The organism is Macrococcus sp. DPC7161 (assembly GCF_004117835.1).
Lineage (GTDB): Bacteria > Bacillota > Bacilli > Staphylococcales > Staphylococcaceae > SDSC01.
In genome coordinates this window covers 83,418-101,212 of the sequence record NZ_SDSC01000006.1, presented here as the reverse complement: position 1 = coordinate 101,212, position 17,795 = coordinate 83,418, and the positions used below count along the sequence as shown (strand labels likewise).

The 17,795-nt window shown below is 35.9% G+C and carries 16 protein-coding genes and 1 other annotated feature; all 16 genes read left to right on the top strand.

The window, feature by feature from the left end:
- The first annotated feature begins 52 nt into the window (after positions 1 to 52).
- The 16 genes from gltX to rpoC all read left to right on the top strand — a co-directional run bounded on the left by gltX (position 53) and on the right by rpoC (position 17,728).
- Entirely contained in the window at positions 53 to 1,504 is a 1,452-nt protein-coding gene (gltX, locus tag ER639_RS09245; RefSeq protein WP_129065508.1) for a glutamate--tRNA ligase, read from the top strand.
- Between the two features lie 285 nt (positions 1,505 to 1,789).
- Positions 1,790 to 2,431 carry a serine O-acetyltransferase gene (gene cysE, locus ER639_RS09240; protein WP_129065507.1) on the top strand — a complete coding sequence of 214 codons (642 nt, stop codon included), beginning with the start codon at positions 1,790 to 1,792 and terminating at the stop codon, positions 2,429 to 2,431.
- Positions 2,415 to 3,809, top strand: coding sequence for a cysteine--tRNA ligase (cysS, locus tag ER639_RS09235; protein ID WP_129065506.1), 1,395 nt, complete (start codon positions 2,415 to 2,417; stop codon positions 3,807 to 3,809). Before cysE ends, cysS begins: the two co-directional genes overlap by 17 nt.
- Entirely contained in the window at positions 3,802 to 4,194 is a 393-nt protein-coding gene (locus tag ER639_RS09230; RefSeq protein WP_129065505.1) for a Mini-ribonuclease 3, read from the top strand. The genes cysS and ER639_RS09230 overlap by 8 nt, the downstream gene beginning before the upstream one ends.
- Entirely contained in the window at positions 4,195 to 4,932 is a 738-nt protein-coding gene (gene rlmB, locus ER639_RS09225; protein WP_129065504.1) for a 23S rRNA (guanosine(2251)-2'-O)-methyltransferase RlmB, read from the top strand. It begins immediately after the preceding gene.
- Positions 4,929 to 5,450, top strand: a complete 522-nt coding sequence (locus ER639_RS09220) for an NYN domain-containing protein (protein ID WP_129065503.1) — start codon at positions 4,929 to 4,931, stop codon at positions 5,448 to 5,450. Before rlmB ends, ER639_RS09220 begins: the two co-directional genes overlap by 4 nt.
- Positions 5,451 to 5,537: 87 nt before the next feature.
- Entirely contained in the window at positions 5,538 to 6,155 is a 618-nt protein-coding gene (locus ER639_RS09215; protein WP_129065502.1) for an RNA polymerase sigma factor, read from the top strand.
- A 122-nt stretch (positions 6,156 to 6,277) separates the two neighbouring features.
- Positions 6,278 to 6,457 carry a preprotein translocase subunit SecE gene (gene secE / locus ER639_RS09210; RefSeq protein WP_129065501.1) on the top strand — a complete coding sequence of 60 codons (180 nt, stop codon included), beginning with the start codon at positions 6,278 to 6,280 and terminating at the stop codon, positions 6,455 to 6,457.
- A 9-nt stretch (positions 6,458 to 6,466) separates the two neighbouring features.
- Positions 6,467 to 7,012, top strand: a complete 546-nt coding sequence (nusG, locus tag ER639_RS09205; RefSeq protein ID WP_129065500.1) for a transcription termination/antitermination protein NusG — start codon at positions 6,467 to 6,469, stop codon at positions 7,010 to 7,012.
- A 171-nt stretch (positions 7,013 to 7,183) separates the two neighbouring features.
- The gene (gene rplK / locus ER639_RS09200) at positions 7,184 to 7,606 is read left to right on the top strand and encodes a 50S ribosomal protein L11 (protein WP_129065499.1); all 423 of its coding nucleotides are present in this window, start codon (positions 7,184 to 7,186) and stop codon (positions 7,604 to 7,606) included.
- Between the two features lie 110 nt (positions 7,607 to 7,716).
- Positions 7,717 to 8,412 carry a 50S ribosomal protein L1 gene (gene rplA / locus ER639_RS09195; protein WP_129065498.1) on the top strand — a complete coding sequence of 232 codons (696 nt, stop codon included), beginning with the start codon at positions 7,717 to 7,719 and terminating at the stop codon, positions 8,410 to 8,412.
- A gap of 40 nt (positions 8,413 to 8,452) precedes the next feature.
- Positions 8,453 to 8,577 (top strand) — a sequence feature (ribosomal protein L10 leader region).
- A gap of 35 nt (positions 8,578 to 8,612) precedes the next feature.
- Positions 8,613 to 9,131 (top strand): 50S ribosomal protein L10, encoded by a 519-nt coding sequence (gene rplJ, locus ER639_RS09190; protein WP_129065497.1) that lies wholly within the window; start codon positions 8,613 to 8,615, stop codon positions 9,129 to 9,131.
- Positions 9,132 to 9,185: 54 nt separating this feature from the next.
- On the top strand, positions 9,186 to 9,551 hold the full coding sequence (gene rplL / locus ER639_RS09185; protein WP_483306239.1) for a 50S ribosomal protein L7/L12: 366 nt from the start codon (positions 9,186 to 9,188) through the stop codon (positions 9,549 to 9,551).
- A gap of 103 nt (positions 9,552 to 9,654) precedes the next feature.
- Positions 9,655 to 10,254, top strand: a complete 600-nt coding sequence (locus ER639_RS09180) for a class I SAM-dependent methyltransferase (RefSeq protein ID WP_129065495.1) — start codon at positions 9,655 to 9,657, stop codon at positions 10,252 to 10,254.
- A gap of 203 nt (positions 10,255 to 10,457) precedes the next feature.
- On the top strand, positions 10,458 to 14,012 hold the full coding sequence (gene rpoB, locus ER639_RS09175) for a DNA-directed RNA polymerase subunit beta (protein ID WP_129065494.1): 3,555 nt from the start codon (positions 10,458 to 10,460) through the stop codon (positions 14,010 to 14,012).
- A gap of 98 nt (positions 14,013 to 14,110) precedes the next feature.
- Entirely contained in the window at positions 14,111 to 17,728 is a 3,618-nt protein-coding gene (gene rpoC, locus ER639_RS09170) for a DNA-directed RNA polymerase subunit beta' (RefSeq protein WP_129065493.1), read from the top strand.
- Positions 17,729 to 17,795: the final 67 nt, after the last annotated feature.

The following is a 17,795-nucleotide window of genomic DNA, read 5'->3' as shown; positions in this document are numbered from 1 at the left end:
GATTTGTGCTATAATTTGAATCATATGAAATTAATTAAATGGAGTGAAAAAAATGAGTAAAGTTAGAGTGCGTTATGCACCGAGTCCAACTGGATTTTTACATATTGGGAATGCCCGTACAGCATTATTTAACTATTTATTTGCTAGACATCATGGTGGAGACTTTATCATTCGTATTGAAGATACAGATACTGCCCGCAATGTTGAAGGTGGAGAAGAAAGTCAATTACGTTTCTTAAAATGGTTAGGTATGGATTGGGATGAATCAATTGATAAAGATGGCGGTTTTGGACCTTATCGTCAATCTGAGCGTCAAGCAATCTATCAACCATTAGTTGATAAGTTATTAGCAGAAGATAAAGCTTATCGTTGTTACATGACTTCTGAAGAATTAGAAGCAGAACGCGAAGCACAACTTGCACGTGGTGAAATGCCACGTTATGGTGGTAAACATGCACATTTAACAAAAGAAGAAGAAGAAGCATTTATCGCTGAAGGACGTCAGCCTTCTATTCGTATTCGTGTTCCTAAAGGAAAAACATATACATTTAACGATATGGTAAAAGGTGAAGTATCATTTGAGTCAGACGGCATCGGTGACTGGGTAATCGTGAAGAAAGACGGTATCCCAACTTACAACTTTGCAGTTGCAATTGATGATCACTTCATGGAAATCACACATGTTATTCGTGGTGATGATCATATTTCAAATACACCAAAACAAATGATGGTCTATGAAGCGTTAGGCTTTGAAGTGCCTACTTTTGGACATATGACATTAATCGTTAACGAAGAGCGTAAAAAATTATCTAAACGTGATGGTTCAATCATTCAATTTATTGAACAATACCATGACTTAGGTTATTTACCAGAAGCATTATTTAACTTTATTGGTTTATTAGGTTGGTCACCAGTTGGAGAAGAAGAAATTTTCTCTAAAGAACAATTTATTGAAATGTTTGATGAGAAACGCTTAAGTAAATCACCAGCATTTTTCGATAAAACAAAATTAGAGTGGATCAACAACCAATACATGAAACAAAAAGATTTAGATGAAGTCTTTGAAATGGCATTACCACATATGAAACAAGCAGGTCTTGTATCTGAAAGTGCCAATGAATCAGAATTAGCTTGGGCGAAACAATTGGTAGCACTTTATAAAGACCAAATGAGCTATGCATCTGAAATTGTAGCGTTAAGTGAATTATTCTTTAAAGACACGTTAGAATTAAATGAAGAAGCAAGTGCTGTCGTTGCTGGCGAGCAAGTACCTGAATTGGTTGAGAACTTTACAAAACAATTAGAAGCGTTAGAATCATTTGATGCGGCTAGTATTAAAGCAGCAATTAAAGCGGTTCAAAAAGAGACGGGTATTAAAGGTAAAAACTTATTTATGCCGATTCGTGTAATGGTTTCAGGACAAACACACGGTCCAGAATTACCAAATACAATCGAGTTATTAGGCAAAGAAAAAGTAATTGAGCGTCTTGCTCAATACAAATAGAATATCAACAGAAAGATATTATTCAGTATTTTTCATTTGATATTTCATAAAAATCTTTTATAATCGTTGTAAGAGACTAAGTAAATAAACATGTTCTTTGTTAGAGAGTATCTGGTTGGTGAAAAGATACAAAGCATGGTTATTGAATGCACCTCTTGAATATTTAAATAAATATTTAAAGTGAGTAAACATTGTTTACTAATCAGAGTGGAACCGTGCTAACGCACCTCTAAGTTTATTAGAGGTGCGTTTTATTTTTTAGATGAAGTATAAGGAGGTAATGATTTGTTCCAGCGTATTAAAGATGATATTGAAATGGTGTTTGAACAGGATCCTGCAGCAAGAAGTAGCGTTGAAGTCTTCTTAACGTATTCTGGTTTACATGCAGTATGGTGGCATATCATTGCACATTGGTTTTTTAAACATAAGATGTATTTTATAGCTAGAAGCATCAGTCAACTATCAAGATTCTTTTCTGGTATTGAAATTCATCCCGGTGCCACGATTGGAAAAAGATTATTTATTGACCATGGTATGGGCATTGTTATCGGGGAAACATGTACGATTGGTGATAATGTGACGATTTATCAAGGGGTTACATTGGGCGGTACTGGTAAAGAACGCGGTAAACGACATCCTGATATTGGTGATAATGTATTGATTGCAGCAGGTGCAAAAGTACTTGGTAACATTCAAATTGGTAATAATGTGAATATTGGTGCAAATTCAGTCGTGTTAAAAGATGTACCTGATTACTCAACGGTAGTTGGGATACCAGGTAAAATCGTTCGACAAAATGGTATTAAAGTCGGTAAAAGTTTTGACCATACACAATTACCGGATCCAATTTATGAAAAGTTAAAAGAACTAGAAAAACATTTAGAACAAACGAAGAATGGAGAGATTCAAGATGATTACGTTATATAATACATTAACAAGAAAAAAAGAAACTTTTAAACCTTTAGAAGAAGGTAAAGTGAAAATGTATGTATGTGGGCCGACAGTTTACAACTACATTCATATTGGTAATGCACGCCCTGCAATTAGCTTTGATGTTGTACGCCGTTATTTTGAATATCGTGGCTATGAAGTCAATTATGTTTCTAACTTTACTGATGTAGATGACAAATTAATCAAAGCAGCAAACGAGTTAGGTTCGACAGTACCAGAAGTAGCTGATCGATTCATTAAAGCTTATTTTGAAGATACAGGGGCATTGAATTGTAAATGTGCAACACATCATCCACGTGTAATGGATCATATGGATGATATCATTCAATTCATTGATAATCTAGTTAAAAAAGATTTTGCATATGAAAGTGGCGGAGATGTTTACTTTAGAACGCGTAAGTTTGATGGCTATGGGAAATTGAGTCATCAATCGATTGATGAGTTAAAAGTTGGTGCGCGTATTGCTCAAGGAGAATTGAAAGATGATGCATTAGATTTTGCTTTATGGAAATCAGCGAAGCCAGGAGAAATCAGTTGGGATTCACCATGGGGTAAAGGTCGTCCAGGTTGGCACATCGAATGTTCTGTGATGGCAAAAGCGCATTTAGGGGACACAATTGATATTCATGCAGGTGGTAGTGACCTTGCATTCCCTCATCACGAAAATGAGATTGCACAATCAGAAGCACATAACGACACAACATTTGCAAACTATTGGATGCATAATGGCTTTATCAATATTGATAATGAAAAGATGAGTAAGTCTTTAGGTAACTTTATTTTAGTTCATGACATTATAAAAGAAGTGAATCCAAATGTCCTTCGTTTCTTCATGATTAGCGTACATTATAGAAACCCAATCAACTACAATATGGAACTTGTAGCAAGCGCTAAAGCGGGATTAGAACGTATTCAAAACGCTTATCAAGCTTTAAAAGAGCGTTTAGAGATTTCTGTAGATGTCGTAGAACATGCTGAAGAATTAGAAAAAATTGAAACAATCTTAAAACAGTTTGAAACAGCAATGGATGATGATTTTAACACTGCAAATGCAGTAACAGCTTGGTATGAATTAGCAAAACAAGCGAATATTTATAATCAAAATCAATCTACAGATAAAAAAGTGTTAGCGCGTTACATTGAAGTTTTTGAAATCTTTAGTGAAGTATTAGGCGTGAAATTAGAAGTTGCTGAAGAAATGCTAGATGAAGAAATTGAAGCATTGATTGAAGAGCGTCAACAAGCACGTAAAAATAAAGACTTTAAACGCGCAGATGAAATCCGTGATTTATTAAAAGAGAAAAATATTATTCTTGAAGATACTGCACAAGGTGTGAGATTCAAACGTGGATAAACCGAGTTTATACAATCCGTTGACGTTAGCATATTTAGGAGATGCGGTTTTAGATTTATATGTGCGTGATTATATTGTTAGGCAGAAGAATAAAAAACCGAATGAATTGCACCGACTATCTACCCAATATGTGAGTGCAAAGAGCCAAGGGCAAACGTATGAAGCACTGCTAGAAATGAATTTTTTTACCGATGAAGAAAAAGATGTTTTAATGCGTGGGCGCAATGCGAAAAGTCATACGAAAGCTAAAAATACCGATGTTGTCACTTATAAGAAGAGTACAGCTTTAGAAGCGGTGATTGGATTTTTACATTTAAGTGGAGAAGAAGCACGCTTACAATCTTTATTAGATACCATCATACAATTATGTGAAAGTAGGGATTAGATGCAAGAAGATATTATTGTTGGCCGTCATGCTGTAAAAAGTGCCATTGAATCAGGACATGAGATTAATAAAGTATTGATTCAAGAAGGCATTAATAAATCACAAATTTCGAGCATTTTAAAATTATGTAAAGAAAATAAAATTGTGACACAAACCGTTCCAAAATCTAAAATTGATTATTTATCAGACGTACCACACCAAGGTATACTTGCTCAAATTGCACCATATGAATATAAGGATTTAGAAGATTTTATTAGTGAAACAGATAATGAGAAGCTTAAAACAGTCATGATACTAGATGGCTTAGAAGATCCGCACAACTTAGGGTCGATTATTCGTACTGCAGATGCAATTGGTATTGATGCCATAATGATTCCTAAACGTCGTTCTGTAAGTCTTAATCAAACTGTTGCTAAAGCATCTACTGGTGCGATTGAACATGTGCCAGTCATTCGTGTAACGAACTTAAATCATGCAATTGATCGCTTAAAAGAAGTCGGCTATTGGATTGCAGGAACAGATGCTAAGCACTCAGTAGACTACCGCAAAATGGATGCGGGGATGAACTTGGGCATTGTGATAGGTTCTGAGGGCGAAGGCATGAGTCGCTTAGTGAAAGATAAATGTGATTTCTTAATTCATTTACCGATGATTGGTCACGTAAATAGTTTAAATGCTTCTGTTGCTGCAAGTTTGTTAATGTATGAAGTTTATCGTAAAAGGAATCCGATCAATTGAAAAAACATTATACAATCATAGACGGGTATAATGTAATTGGGCAAAGTCAAACGCTAAAGACGATTGCACAATCATCTTTAGAAGAGGCTAGAAATGAATTGTTATTAACATTAGCAAGCTTCGAAGCACGAGTAGATGATGAAGTCATTATTGTGTTTGATGCATATGATGTGAAAGATGGTCAAAAAGAAGTCTACTTTCACGGCATTAAAGTCATTTACTCAAGAGAAAAAGAAACAGCAGATGAAGTGATTGAACGATTGGTTTATGATTTGTATGAAAAGCATATAACACAAATTAAAGTAGTGACGAGTGATATGAGCGAACAACATACGATTTTTGGTTCTGGTGCATTAAGAATACCTTCTCGAGAATTTCTGAATGACTTAAGGTATGAAGCGAGTTTGATTGAAAAGGATATAGAAGGATTAGCGAATAATCGACCAAGAACAAGGATAAGTATTGATGAAACGACTAAAGAAAAGCTTGAACGTTTGCGTAGAGGTATTCATGACTAGGAAAATTTATTATCTTATGTAGCACTATTGCAATAAATGGTAATTTCTTTTAAACTTTTGTTAACTAACCAAAAGGGGTGTTAACTTTTGTTTAAAAATCTCATGTTCTTTATATTTGAAACACGTGAAGTTTATGAAGTTACGCAAATCAATAAGTTAGTCAAAAGCGCACAAATGGGGGATGAAGGTGCTTTTGAAGCGATTGTCACTAGACTTAGAAATCGTATAGAAGTACATATTAGAAAGTTATTTACATTTGAACATCATTTTTTGTATCAAGAAAGTTTGATTGTTTTATATGAATGTATTCAACAATACGATAATGATAAGTGCGATCAGTTTGAACCGTATTATTTTTATAGGTTAAAGTTACGATTTAAAGATATCCTTAGACATAGGTATAGAGCCAAGCCGATAGAAAGTTTAGAAAATCTTGATGAAACAGGTAGGAACTTATTAGAACAACTACCCGATGATCGTATAATAAATCCATTATCAGAATGCGAATATTTAGATTTACTTGAACGTATGACGCCTATTAAATTATCATTGTCACATATAGAGTATCGTGTACTACATGCATTGATGAAAAAAATACCTATCGAAGAAATTGCAACGCTTGAACAAACAAATGAAAAAACAATTTATAATACGATAAACCGTTTAAAGCATAAGGTTTATCATTATTTAGAACGTAGTAACTAGATTGACATTTTACCAGTTCACCGTTATATTAAATTAGGATTAGCATGAAATTTTATATACTTTTTTACAATGCTTATAAGCATGGATGGATATAAAGTACTTATATATTTGGAGGGGTTACAATGCAAAAGAAAGAAAACTTCTTCCAAGGTGTCGCGTCGGAAATGAAAAAAACTTCTTGGCCAACAGGTAAAGAAGTTGTAAGAGACACAGGCATTGTTGTTAGTGTCGTATTGTTTTTTATTATTTTCTTTTATGGAATCGACCTTGGAATTTCAGAATTAATTAAGTTAATCAAATAGGAGGACATTATGTCTGAAGAAAGCAAAAAACATTGGTATGCCGTTCACACATATTCTGGTTATGAAAACAAAGTAAAAGATAATTTAGAAAAACGTGTTGAATCGATGAACATGCAAGAACAAATTTTTAGAGTAGTAATTCCTGAACAAGAAGAAACAACTCATAAAGAAGGGAAAACAAAGACATCTTTGAAAAAGACTTTCCCTGGTTATGTACTTGTTGAATTAGTGATGACAGATGAATCTTGGTATGTCGTACGTAACACACCTGGTGTTACTGGATTCGTTGGATCAGCAGGCGCAGGTTCTAAGCCGAATCCATTATTACCAGAAGAAGCGAAGTTTATCCTAAAATCTATGGGTATGAATGAAAAAACAATCGACATTGATGTTGAGGTTGGCGAGCAAGTAAGATTAGTTGCTGGTCCATTCGCAAATCAAGTTGGTGAAATTTCTGAAATGGATATGGATAAATTTAAGTTAACAGTCCTTGTAGATATGTTTGGACGCGAAACAAAAGTAGAAGTAGAATTCGACCAAATCGAAAAGTTATAAATCAACATCTCATATTACCTGAATACCATTTAAATAAAATTGTAAAAATTCACTTGCAATTTTATTGGTATGATGGTAATATTTTAGAGTCGCTTAAATAAGCGTATGTTGAGTGGGAGGGTAAATATCATGCCCTGTGACCACATCACGATATTATAGGAGGTGCACATCGTGGCTAAAAAAGTAATCAAAGTTGTTAAATTACAAATCCCTGCAGGGAAAGCAAACCCAGCGCCACCAGTTGGTCCAGCATTAGGTCAAGCAGGTGTGAACATTATGGGATTCTGTAAAGAATTCAACGCACGTACACAAGAACAAGCAGGTTTAATTATTCCAGTTGAAATTTCTGTATTTGAAGATCGTTCATTTACATTTATCACTAAAACACCACCTGCAGCAGTATTATTAAAGAAAGCAGCTAAAATTGAAAAAGGTTCTGGTGAACCTAACAAAACTAAAGTTGCTACAGTAACTGAAGATCAAGTACGTGAAATCGCTGAATCTAAAATGGAAGATTTAAATGCGGCTAGCGTAGAAGCAGCAATGCGTATTATTGCTGGTACTGCTCGTAGTATGGGTGTAGAAATTAAATAATTAATTTCAAATCTAGTTTTAAAGCAGACGTGTAAACGTCTGCTCTTGCATTGTTTATCAATGCCCGTGGGAGGACATTCCGCTAAAACCACTATAAGGAGGAAATTGAAATGGCTAAAAAAGGTAAAAAGTATCAAGAAGCCGCTAAAAAGTTTGATCGCGCATCTTTCTATTCAATCGAAGAAGCAATCAAATTAGCTAAAGAAACAAGTACTGTAAACTTTGACGCATCTGTTGAAGTTGCATTCCGTTTAGGAATCGATACACGTAAAAATGACCAACAAATCCGTGGAGCTGTAGTATTACCAAACGGAACTGGTAAAACACAACGTGTATTAGTTTTCGCTAAAGGTGAAAAATTAAAAGAAGCTGAAGCTGCTGGAGCAGACTATGCTGGTGATTCAGAATACATCAACAAAATCAACCAAGGTTGGTTCGACTTTGATGTTATCGTAGCTACACCTGACATGATGGGTGAAGTTGGTAAATTAGGTCGTGTATTAGGACCTAAAGGTTTAATGCCAAACCCTAAAACAGGTACTGTAACTATGGATGTTACTAAAGCTGTTAACGAAATCAAAGCTGGTAAAGTTGAGTACCGTGCTGAAAAATCAGGTATCGTACACGCTGCAATCGGTAAAGTTTCATTTGATGAAGCTAAATTAGTTGAGAACTTCAACGCGCTTAAAGATGTATTAGCTAAAGCAAAACCAGCTTCAGCAAAAGGTACATACTTCAAATCAGTTAACGTTTCAACTACAATGGGTCCTGGTATCAAAATCGACCCATCTGAAGTAAGAAACTAATAAACAATTGACAAGATTCAAATTTCACGTTATAGTGTAATTTGTATTTTATAAATAACCTAAGACAGTAGGGGCTTCGGCTTAATATCCTACCGAGGTGAAATTTGACTTGAAACTGTTCAAGCACTTTTTACCATGGGTGAAAAGTGCTTTTTTATTACATATAAAAAAGCACTCAAAATCTTAATGGAGGTGTCAAAATGAGTACAAAAGCTATCGAAATCAAACAACAAAAAGCTGATGTGATCACTGAACAATTAAAAAATTCAGTATCTACAATCATCGTTGACTACCGTGGTTTAACAGTTGCGCAAGTAACTGAACTACGTAAACAACTTCGTGAAGCTGGTATCGAATTCCGTGTTTACAAAAACACATTAGTACGTCGTTCTGCAGTTGCTGCTGGAATCGAAGGTATTGAAGAATTCTTAACTGGTCCAAACGCAATCGCGTTCTCTAACGAAGAAGTAGTTGCTCCAGCTAAAATCATTGCTGACTTTGCTAAAGCAAACGAAGCATTAGAAATCAAAGCTGGTATCATCGAAGGTAAAGTAACTTCTGCTGAAGAAGTTAAAGCAATCGCGTCTTTACCATCAAAAGAAGGACTTATCTCAATGGTTCTTTCAGTATTACAAGCTCCAATCAGAAACTTCGCTTATGCAGTTAAAGCTGTTGGAGAACAAAAAGAAGACGGTACTGAAGCTGTCGAAGAAGCATAATCTCGCAAGTATTGCGTAAAAAATTAAAACTTAAAAAAATGGAGGATTATAATCATGTCAAACGAAAAAATTATCGAAATGATTAAAGAAATGTCAGTTTTAGAATTAAACGATTTAGTTAAAGCAATCGAAGAAGAATTTGGTGTAACTGCTGCTGCTCCTGTAGCTGTAGCTGGTGCTGCTGGTGGCGCTGACGCTGCTGCAGAAAAAACTGAATTCGATGTAGAATTAGTATCTGCTGGAGCTTCAAAAATTAAAGTTGTTAAAGCTGTTAAAGAAGCTGCTGGTTTAGGATTAAAAGAAGCTAAAGAATTAGTTGATAACGCTCCTAAAGTAATCAAATCAGGTATCTCTAAAGATGAAGCTGAAGCATTAAAAGAAAAATTAGAAGAAGCTGGAGCTTCTGTTGAAGTTAAATAATTTCATTTAACTTTTAAATTTTAAAACCCGTTATTTATAACGGGTTTTTCTTTTTACTTTATACAATTTTTTTGTATAAAATAAAGTAAAAGTGAGGTGTAAAATGGGTCATTATTATTCTAAAAATCCAGATGTAGAAAGTAATGAATCGATCATTGAGTATCATTTAGCACCAATGTCTTTAATACTCTCTACGGATAACGGTGTATTTAGTAAAGGTGATATTGATTTTGGTTCTAAAGTACTTGTTAAAGCGTTTTTAGATGATCAACACGAAGTAAAATCGTTGTTAGACGTTGGTTGTGGATACGGCACAATTGGATTGATGATAAAAAAACATTTGCCGACAATAAATTTACATATGGTAGATGTTAATGAACGTGCAATGGCGCTTGCAAAAAAGAATGCAATACAAAACGGCATTTCAGACGTAAAAGTATATGAAAGTGACACGTTAGAGCAAGTCACTGAAAGTTTTGATGCGATTGTAACAAATCCACCCATTCGTGCAGGGAAAGAAGTTGTGCATCGCATTTTAGAAAATAGCATCCATCATTTAAATGTTGGTGGTGCGATTTATGTAGTGATTCAAAAGAAACAAGGCATGCCAAGCGCGAAGAAGAAGCTTGAAGCAGTATTTGGTAATGTAGAAGTGATTGCAAAAGATAAAGGGTATTTTATTTTAAAAAGTATAAAAGGTTGACCTTCATCGCGGGGTCTGTTATAGTAATAGAATGTAAAAATTTAAATTCAATAAGTGTGTACTTTTCTACTAATTATAGAGTTAAAGATAAGTCAAATTAATAGTGAAAATGGAGTGATTGTCTTCCGTTTTCATTTTTTGTCTTAACTGTAGCACTACAAAAAGTATTTTGTGCGCACCACATTTTTTGAGGGGTGAATCTGTTGGCAGGTCAACTTATCCAATACGGAAGACACCGTAAACGTAGAAGTTATGCGAGAATTTCCGAGATTTTAGAATTACCTAACTTAATTGAGATTCAAACGAAATCTTATGACTGGTTCTTAAAAGAAGGTTTAATCGAAATGTTTAGAGACATTTCACCGATTGAAGACTTTACTGGGAACTTATCATTAGAATTTGTAGATTACAGATTAGGTGAACCAAAGTACGATTTAGACGAAGCGAAAAACCGTGATGCAACTTATGCTGCACCTTTACGTGTTAAAGTGCGCTTAGTGATTAAAGAAACAGGTGAAGTTAAAGAGCAAGAAGTATTTATGGGTGATTTCCCAATCATGACGGATACTGGTACGTTTGTCATCAATGGTGCGGAACGTGTTATCGTATCTCAGCTTGTTCGTTCACCGTCAGTTTACTTTAACGACAAAGTCGATAAAAATGGTAAAGTGAGCTTCGGTACGACTGTTATCCCTAACCGTGGTGCTTGGCTAGAATACGAAACAGATGCAAAAGATGTACCGTTTGTAAGAATTGACCGTACACGTAAATTACCAATCACAGTATTATTACGTGCATTAGGTTTCTCTACAGACCAAGAAATCATCGATTTATTAGGTGATAATGAATATTTACGTAATGCGCTAGATAAAGATAATACTGATTCAGTTGAAACAGCATTACTTGAAATCTATGAACGTTTACGTCCAGGCGAACCACCAACGGTTGAGAACGCAAGAAGCTTATTATATTCACGTTTCTTCGATCCAAAACGCTATGATTTAGCAAGTGTTGGTCGTTATAAAATGAACAAAAAGTTACATTTAAAACACCGTTTATTCAATCAAGTATTGGCTGAACCAATTGTAAATGTTGAAACAGGTGAAATCGTAGCTGAAGAAGGTACATTATTAGATCGTAGAAATTTAGATGCGATCATGGATGTATTAGAAAATAATGCAAACCAAAAAGTATACCATTTAGAAAATGGTTTATTAGACGAGCCGATTGAAATCCAATCAATCAAAGTGTACGTGCCTGGCGATGAAGAAAAACGTACTACAACAATCATCGGTAACGCATTCCCTGATGAAGAAGTGAAATGTATTACACCAGCTGATATTGTAGCTTCATTAAGTTATTTCTTTAACTTATTACACGGTGTTGGTGATACAGATGATATCGACCATTTAGGTAACCGTCGCTTACGTTCTGTAGGTGAATTATTACAAAATCAATTCCGTATCGGTTTAAGCCGTATGGAACGTGTTGTTCGTGAGCGTATGAGTATTCAAGATACTGAAGCGATTACACCGCAACAATTAATTAATATTCGTCCTGTTATTGCGTCTATTAAAGAATTCTTTGGTAGTTCACAATTATCACAATTCATGGACCAAGCGAACCCATTAGCAGAGTTAACGCATAAACGTCGTTTATCTGCATTAGGACCTGGTGGTTTAACAAGAGAACGTGCTGGTATGGAAGTACGTGACGTTCACTACTCACACTATGGCCGTATGTGTCCAATTGAAACACCTGAGGGACCAAACATCGGATTAATCAACTCTTTATCAAGTTATGCGCGCGTCAATGAATTTGGTTTCATTGAAACACCATACCGTAAAGTAAACATCGAAACGAATCAAGTAACAGATCAAATCGATTACTTAACAGCTGATGAAGAAGATGCATACGTTGTAGCCCAAGCCAATGCACGTTTAGATGAAAATGGTAAGTTCTTAGATGATGAAGTTGTATGTCGTTTCCGTGGAGACAACACTACAATGGCACGTGAACGTATGGATTACATGGATGTATCACCTAAGCAAGTTGTATCTGCAGCCACTGCATGTATTCCTTTCTTAGAAAACGATGACTCGAACCGTGCATTAATGGGTGCGAACATGCAACGTCAAGCAGTACCTTTAATGAATCCAGAAGCACCATTCGTTGGTACTGGTATGGAACATGTAGCAGCACGTGACTCAGGTGCGGCTGTTGTTGCGAAATATAAAGGACGTGTTGAACATGTTGAAGCACGTCAAATTAAAGTACGCCGTATCGTTGAAGAAGGCGGAAAAGAAATTGAAACAGAATTAGATGTATATAAATTAGCGAAGTTTGCTCGTTCAAACTCAGGTACATGTTACAACCAACGTCCTATTATTGCTGTGGGCGATATCGTAACGAAAGGTGAAATCTTAGCAGATGGTCCTTCTATGGAACTTGGTGAGATGGCACTTGGCCGTAACGTTGTTGTTGGTTTCATGACTTGGGACGGTTATAACTACGAGGATGCTGTTATCATGAGCGAACGTCTTGTTAAAGATGATGTTTATACTTCTATCCATATTGAAGAATATGAATCAGAAGCACGTGATACAAAATTAGGGCCTGAAGAAATCACACGTGATATTCCGAATGTTTCTGATAATGCACTTAAAAACTTAGACGAACGTGGTATTATCTACGTTGGTGCTGAAGTTAAAGATGGCGACATCTTAGTTGGTAAAGTAACACCTAAAGGGGTTACTGAATTAACAGCTGAAGAACGTTTATTACACGCAATCTTTGGTGAGAAAGCACGTGAAGTACGTGATACTTCATTACGTGTGCCTCACGGTGCTGGTGGTATTGTTTTAGATGTTAAAGTGTTTAACCGTGAAGATGGCGATGAGTTATCTCCAGGTGTTAACCAATTAGTTCGTGTTTATATCGTTCAAAAACGTAAAATCCATGTAGGGGATAAAATGTGTGGTCGTCACGGTAATAAAGGGGTTATCTCTCGTATTTTACCAGAAGAAGATATGCCGTTCTTGCCAGATGGACGTCCAATTGATATCATGTTAAACCCACTTGGGGTACCTTCACGTATGAATATCGGACAAGTTTTAGAGTTACACTTAGGTATGGCTGCTAAAAACTTAGGATTACACGTTGCATCTCCAGTATTTGATGGTGCGAACGATGAAGACGTTTGGTCAACAATTGAAGAAGCTGGTATGGCACGTGACGGTAAAACTGTACTTTATGATGGACGTACTGGTGAACCGTTTGATAACCGTGTATCAGTAGGTGTTATGTACATGCTTAAATTAGCCCACATGGTTGATGATAAGTTACACGCACGTTCTACTGGACCATACTCATTAGTTACGCAACAACCACTTGGTGGTAAAGCGCAATTCGGTGGACAACGTTTTGGTGAGATGGAGGTATGGGCACTTGAAGCTTATGGTGCTGCTTATACACTTCAAGAAATCTTAACGTATAAATCAGATGATACTGTTGGTCGTGTGAAAACTTACGAAGCTATCGTAAAAGGTGAAAACATTCCACGTCCAGGTGTTCCTGAATCATTCCGCGTATTGATGAAAGAATTACAAAGTTTAGGTTTAGATGTTAAAGTGATGGATAATAAAGATCAAGAAATTGAAATGCGTGATTTAGAAGATGACGATTTCATCGATCATAAACCACAATTAACACCAGAACCAGCAGTTCAAGCACAAACACAAGCTGAGATCACTGAATAATCAAGTCTCAACTAAATATTGTATTGGGCTAGAGCCCAATACAATGCTTTATATTCGTTTTTAAATAAAATTTTTAATAAATTTGAGGAGGTAGGGCTTTGATTGATGTAAATAACTTTCATTACATGAAGATAGGTCTCGCTTCACCTGAAAAAATTCGTTCTTGGAGTTATGGTGAAGTTAAAAAGCCAGAAACAATTAACTACCGTACATTAAAACCTGAAAGAGATGGTTTATTCTGTGAGAAAATTTTCGGACCTACTAAGGACTGGGAATGTAGCTGTGGTAAATATAAACGTGTACGTTACAAAGGTATGGTCTGTGATCGTTGTGGCGTTGAAGTAACAAAATCTAAAGTGCGTCGTGAGCGCATGGGTCATATTGAATTAGCAGCACCTGTATCACATATTTGGTACTTTAAAGGTATTCCAAGTAGAATGGGTCTTTTATTAGATATGTCTCCACGTTCATTAGAAGAAGTAATTTACTTTGCTTCTTATGCTGTTATTGACCCAGGTCCAACTGGTTTAGAGAAAAAATCTTTATTATCAGAACGTGAATACCGTGAGTATTACGATAAATTCCCTGGTCAATTTACTGCAAAAATGGGTGCTGAAGCCATTAAGGATTTATTAACATCTATCGATTTAGATGCTGAATTAAGAATGTTACGTGAAGAATTAGAATCTGCAACAGGACAACGTTTAACAAGAGCGATTAAACGTTTAGAAGTTGTTGAATCATTCCGTAACTCTGGAAATGATCCATCTTGGATGATTTTAGATGTATTACCAATCATCCCACCTGAAATTCGCCCAATGGTTCAATTAGATGGTGGACGTTTTGCAACGAGTGATTTAAACGATTTATATCGTCGTGTAATCAACCGTAACAACCGTTTAAAACGTTTATTAGATTTAGGTGCTCCTGGCATCATCGTTCAAAACGAAAAACGTATGTTACAAGAAGCTGTTGATGCTTTAATCGATAATGGTCGTCGTGGCCGTCCAGTTACTGGACCAGGTAACCGTCCATTAAAATCTTTATCACATATGTTAAAAGGGAAACAAGGTCGTTTCCGTCAAAACTTACTTGGTAAGCGTGTTGACTATTCTGGTCGTTCGGTTATCGTTGTAGGTCCAAACTTAAAAATGTATCAATGTGGTCTTCCAAAAGAAATGGCACTTGAATTATTCAAACCATTTGTAATGAAAGAACTTGTTGAACGTGAAATTGCTACAAACATCAAGAACGCTAAAGGTAAAATTGAGCGTATGGAAGCTGAAGTTTGGGATGTTTTAGAAGATGTTATTCGTGAACACCCAGTACTTTTAAACCGTGCACCAACGCTTCACCGTTTAGGTATCCAAGCATTCGAACCGACATTAGTTGAAGGTCGTGCAATTCGTTTACATCCACTTGTAACAACTGCATACAATGCCGATTTCGATGGTGACCAAATGGCCGTTCACGTACCGTTATCAAAAGAAGCACAAGCTGAAGCACGTATGTTAATGTTAGCTGCTCAAAATATCTTAAACCCTAAAGATGGTAAACCAGTTGTTACGCCATCTCAGGACATGGTATTAGGTAACTACTACTTAACATTAGAGCGATTAGGTACAATTGGTGAAGGTAGAATCTTTAAAGATGCAAATGAAGTGATGATGGCTTATGTCAATGGTTACGTTCATTTACATTCACGTATTGCTGTAAATGCTGGATCATTTAATAATCCGACATTTACAGAAAAACAAAACAAACAATTATTAGTAACTTCTGTAGGTAAAGTAATCTTTAATGAAATTATGCCGGAATCATTCCCATTCATTAATGAACCAACTTTATCTAACTTAGAAACAGTTACACCTGATAAATACTTCATTGATGCAAGAGATTTAACTGAAGAAGGTTTATTGAAATATTTAGAAGAACAACCTCTTGTTAAACCTTTCAATAAAAAGTTCTTAGGACAAATCATTGCTGAAGTATTTAATCGATTCCATATTACTGACACTTCAATGATGTTAGACAGAATGAAAGACTTAGGATTTAAGTATTCATCACGTGCTGGTATCACTGTAGGTGTATCTGATATCGTGGTATTACCAGATAAACAAGAAATTATTCAAGCAGCTGAACAAAAAGTAGATAAAGTTACAAAACAATTCACACGTGGTTTAATTACTGAAAGTGAACGTTATGCGGCAGTTATCGAAATTTGGACAAAAGCTAAAGATGAAATTCAATCAAAATTAATGAACTCATTAGATAACTTGAATCCAATCTTCATGATGAGTGACTCTGGTGCCCGTGGTAACGCATCTAACTTTACGCAACTTGCTGGTATGCGTGGTCTGATGGCCAACCCAGCTGGTCGTATCATTGAGTTACCTATCAAATCTTCATTCCGTGAAGGTTTAACGGTATTAGAATACTTCATCTCAACACACGGTGCGCGTAAAGGTCTTGCCGATACAGCACTTAAAACTGCCGATTCAGGTTACTTAACACGTCGTTTAGTAGACGTTGCGCAAGATGTTATCGTTCGTGAAGCAGATTGTGGAACTGACCGTGGTTTACTTGTATCAGCAATTAAAGAAGGTTCAGAATTAATTGAGCCATTCATTGAACGTTTAGAAGGACGTTACTCACGTGAAACAGTGAGACATCCTGAAACGAAAGAAATCATTGTTAAGTCAAATGAATTAATCACACCAGAAATCGCGAAACAAATCGTTGATGCTGGTATTGAAGAAATGTATATCCGTTCTGCATTTACATGTAACACGCGTCACGGTGTATGTGAAAAATGTTATGGTAAAAACCTTGCAACAGGTGAAAAAGTTGAGGTTGGTGAAGCAGTTGGTACAATCGCTGCTCAATCTATCGGTGAACCTGGTACACAGTTAACAATGCGTACTTTCCATACAGGTGGGGTAGCCGGTGCCGATATCACTCAAGGTTTACCGCGTATTCAAGAGTTATTCGAAGCGCGTAATCCAAAAGGTCAAGCGGTTATTTCTGAAATCAATGGTGAAATCATCGAAATTAACGTTGTTAAAGATCGTATGCAAGAAATCAAAGTTAAAGGTGAGAACGAAGTACGTACATACTTAGCACCTGGTACTGCGAGATTAAAAGTAGAAATCGGTCAAAAAATTGCCCGTGGTGAAGTAATGACTGAAGGTTCTATTGAGCCTAAAGAATTATTAGCAATCGCTGGTTTAAATGCGACTCAAAGCTACTTATTAAAAGAAGTACAAAAAGTTTACCGTATGCAAGGGGTAGAAATCTCGGACAAACACGTTGAGGTAATGGTACGTCAAATGTTACGTAAAGTACGTATTATCGAAGCTGGAGATACAAATCTATTACCTGGTGCATTAGTAGATATTCATACATTTACAGATGCAAACAAAGCGGTATTCAAAAACAGAAAACGCCCTGCAACTGCGAAACCAGTTTTACTTGGTATTACAAAAGCTTCATTAGAAACAGAAAGTTTCTTATCAGCAGCGTCATTCCAAGAAACAACTCGTGTATTAACAGATGCAGCAATTAAAGGTAAACGTGATGACTTATTAGGATTAAAAGAAAATGTTATCATTGGTAAGTTAATCCCAGCTGGTACAGGAATGCGTCGTTATCGTGATGTAGGTTACGAAAAAGATGCACCAGATTTTGAACCAGAAGAAGCATTCGTAACTGAATAATCGTATATAATCTTTTAAAAGAAGTGTGATTAGTAATCACACTTCTTTTTTATTCATGCTGTGCAAG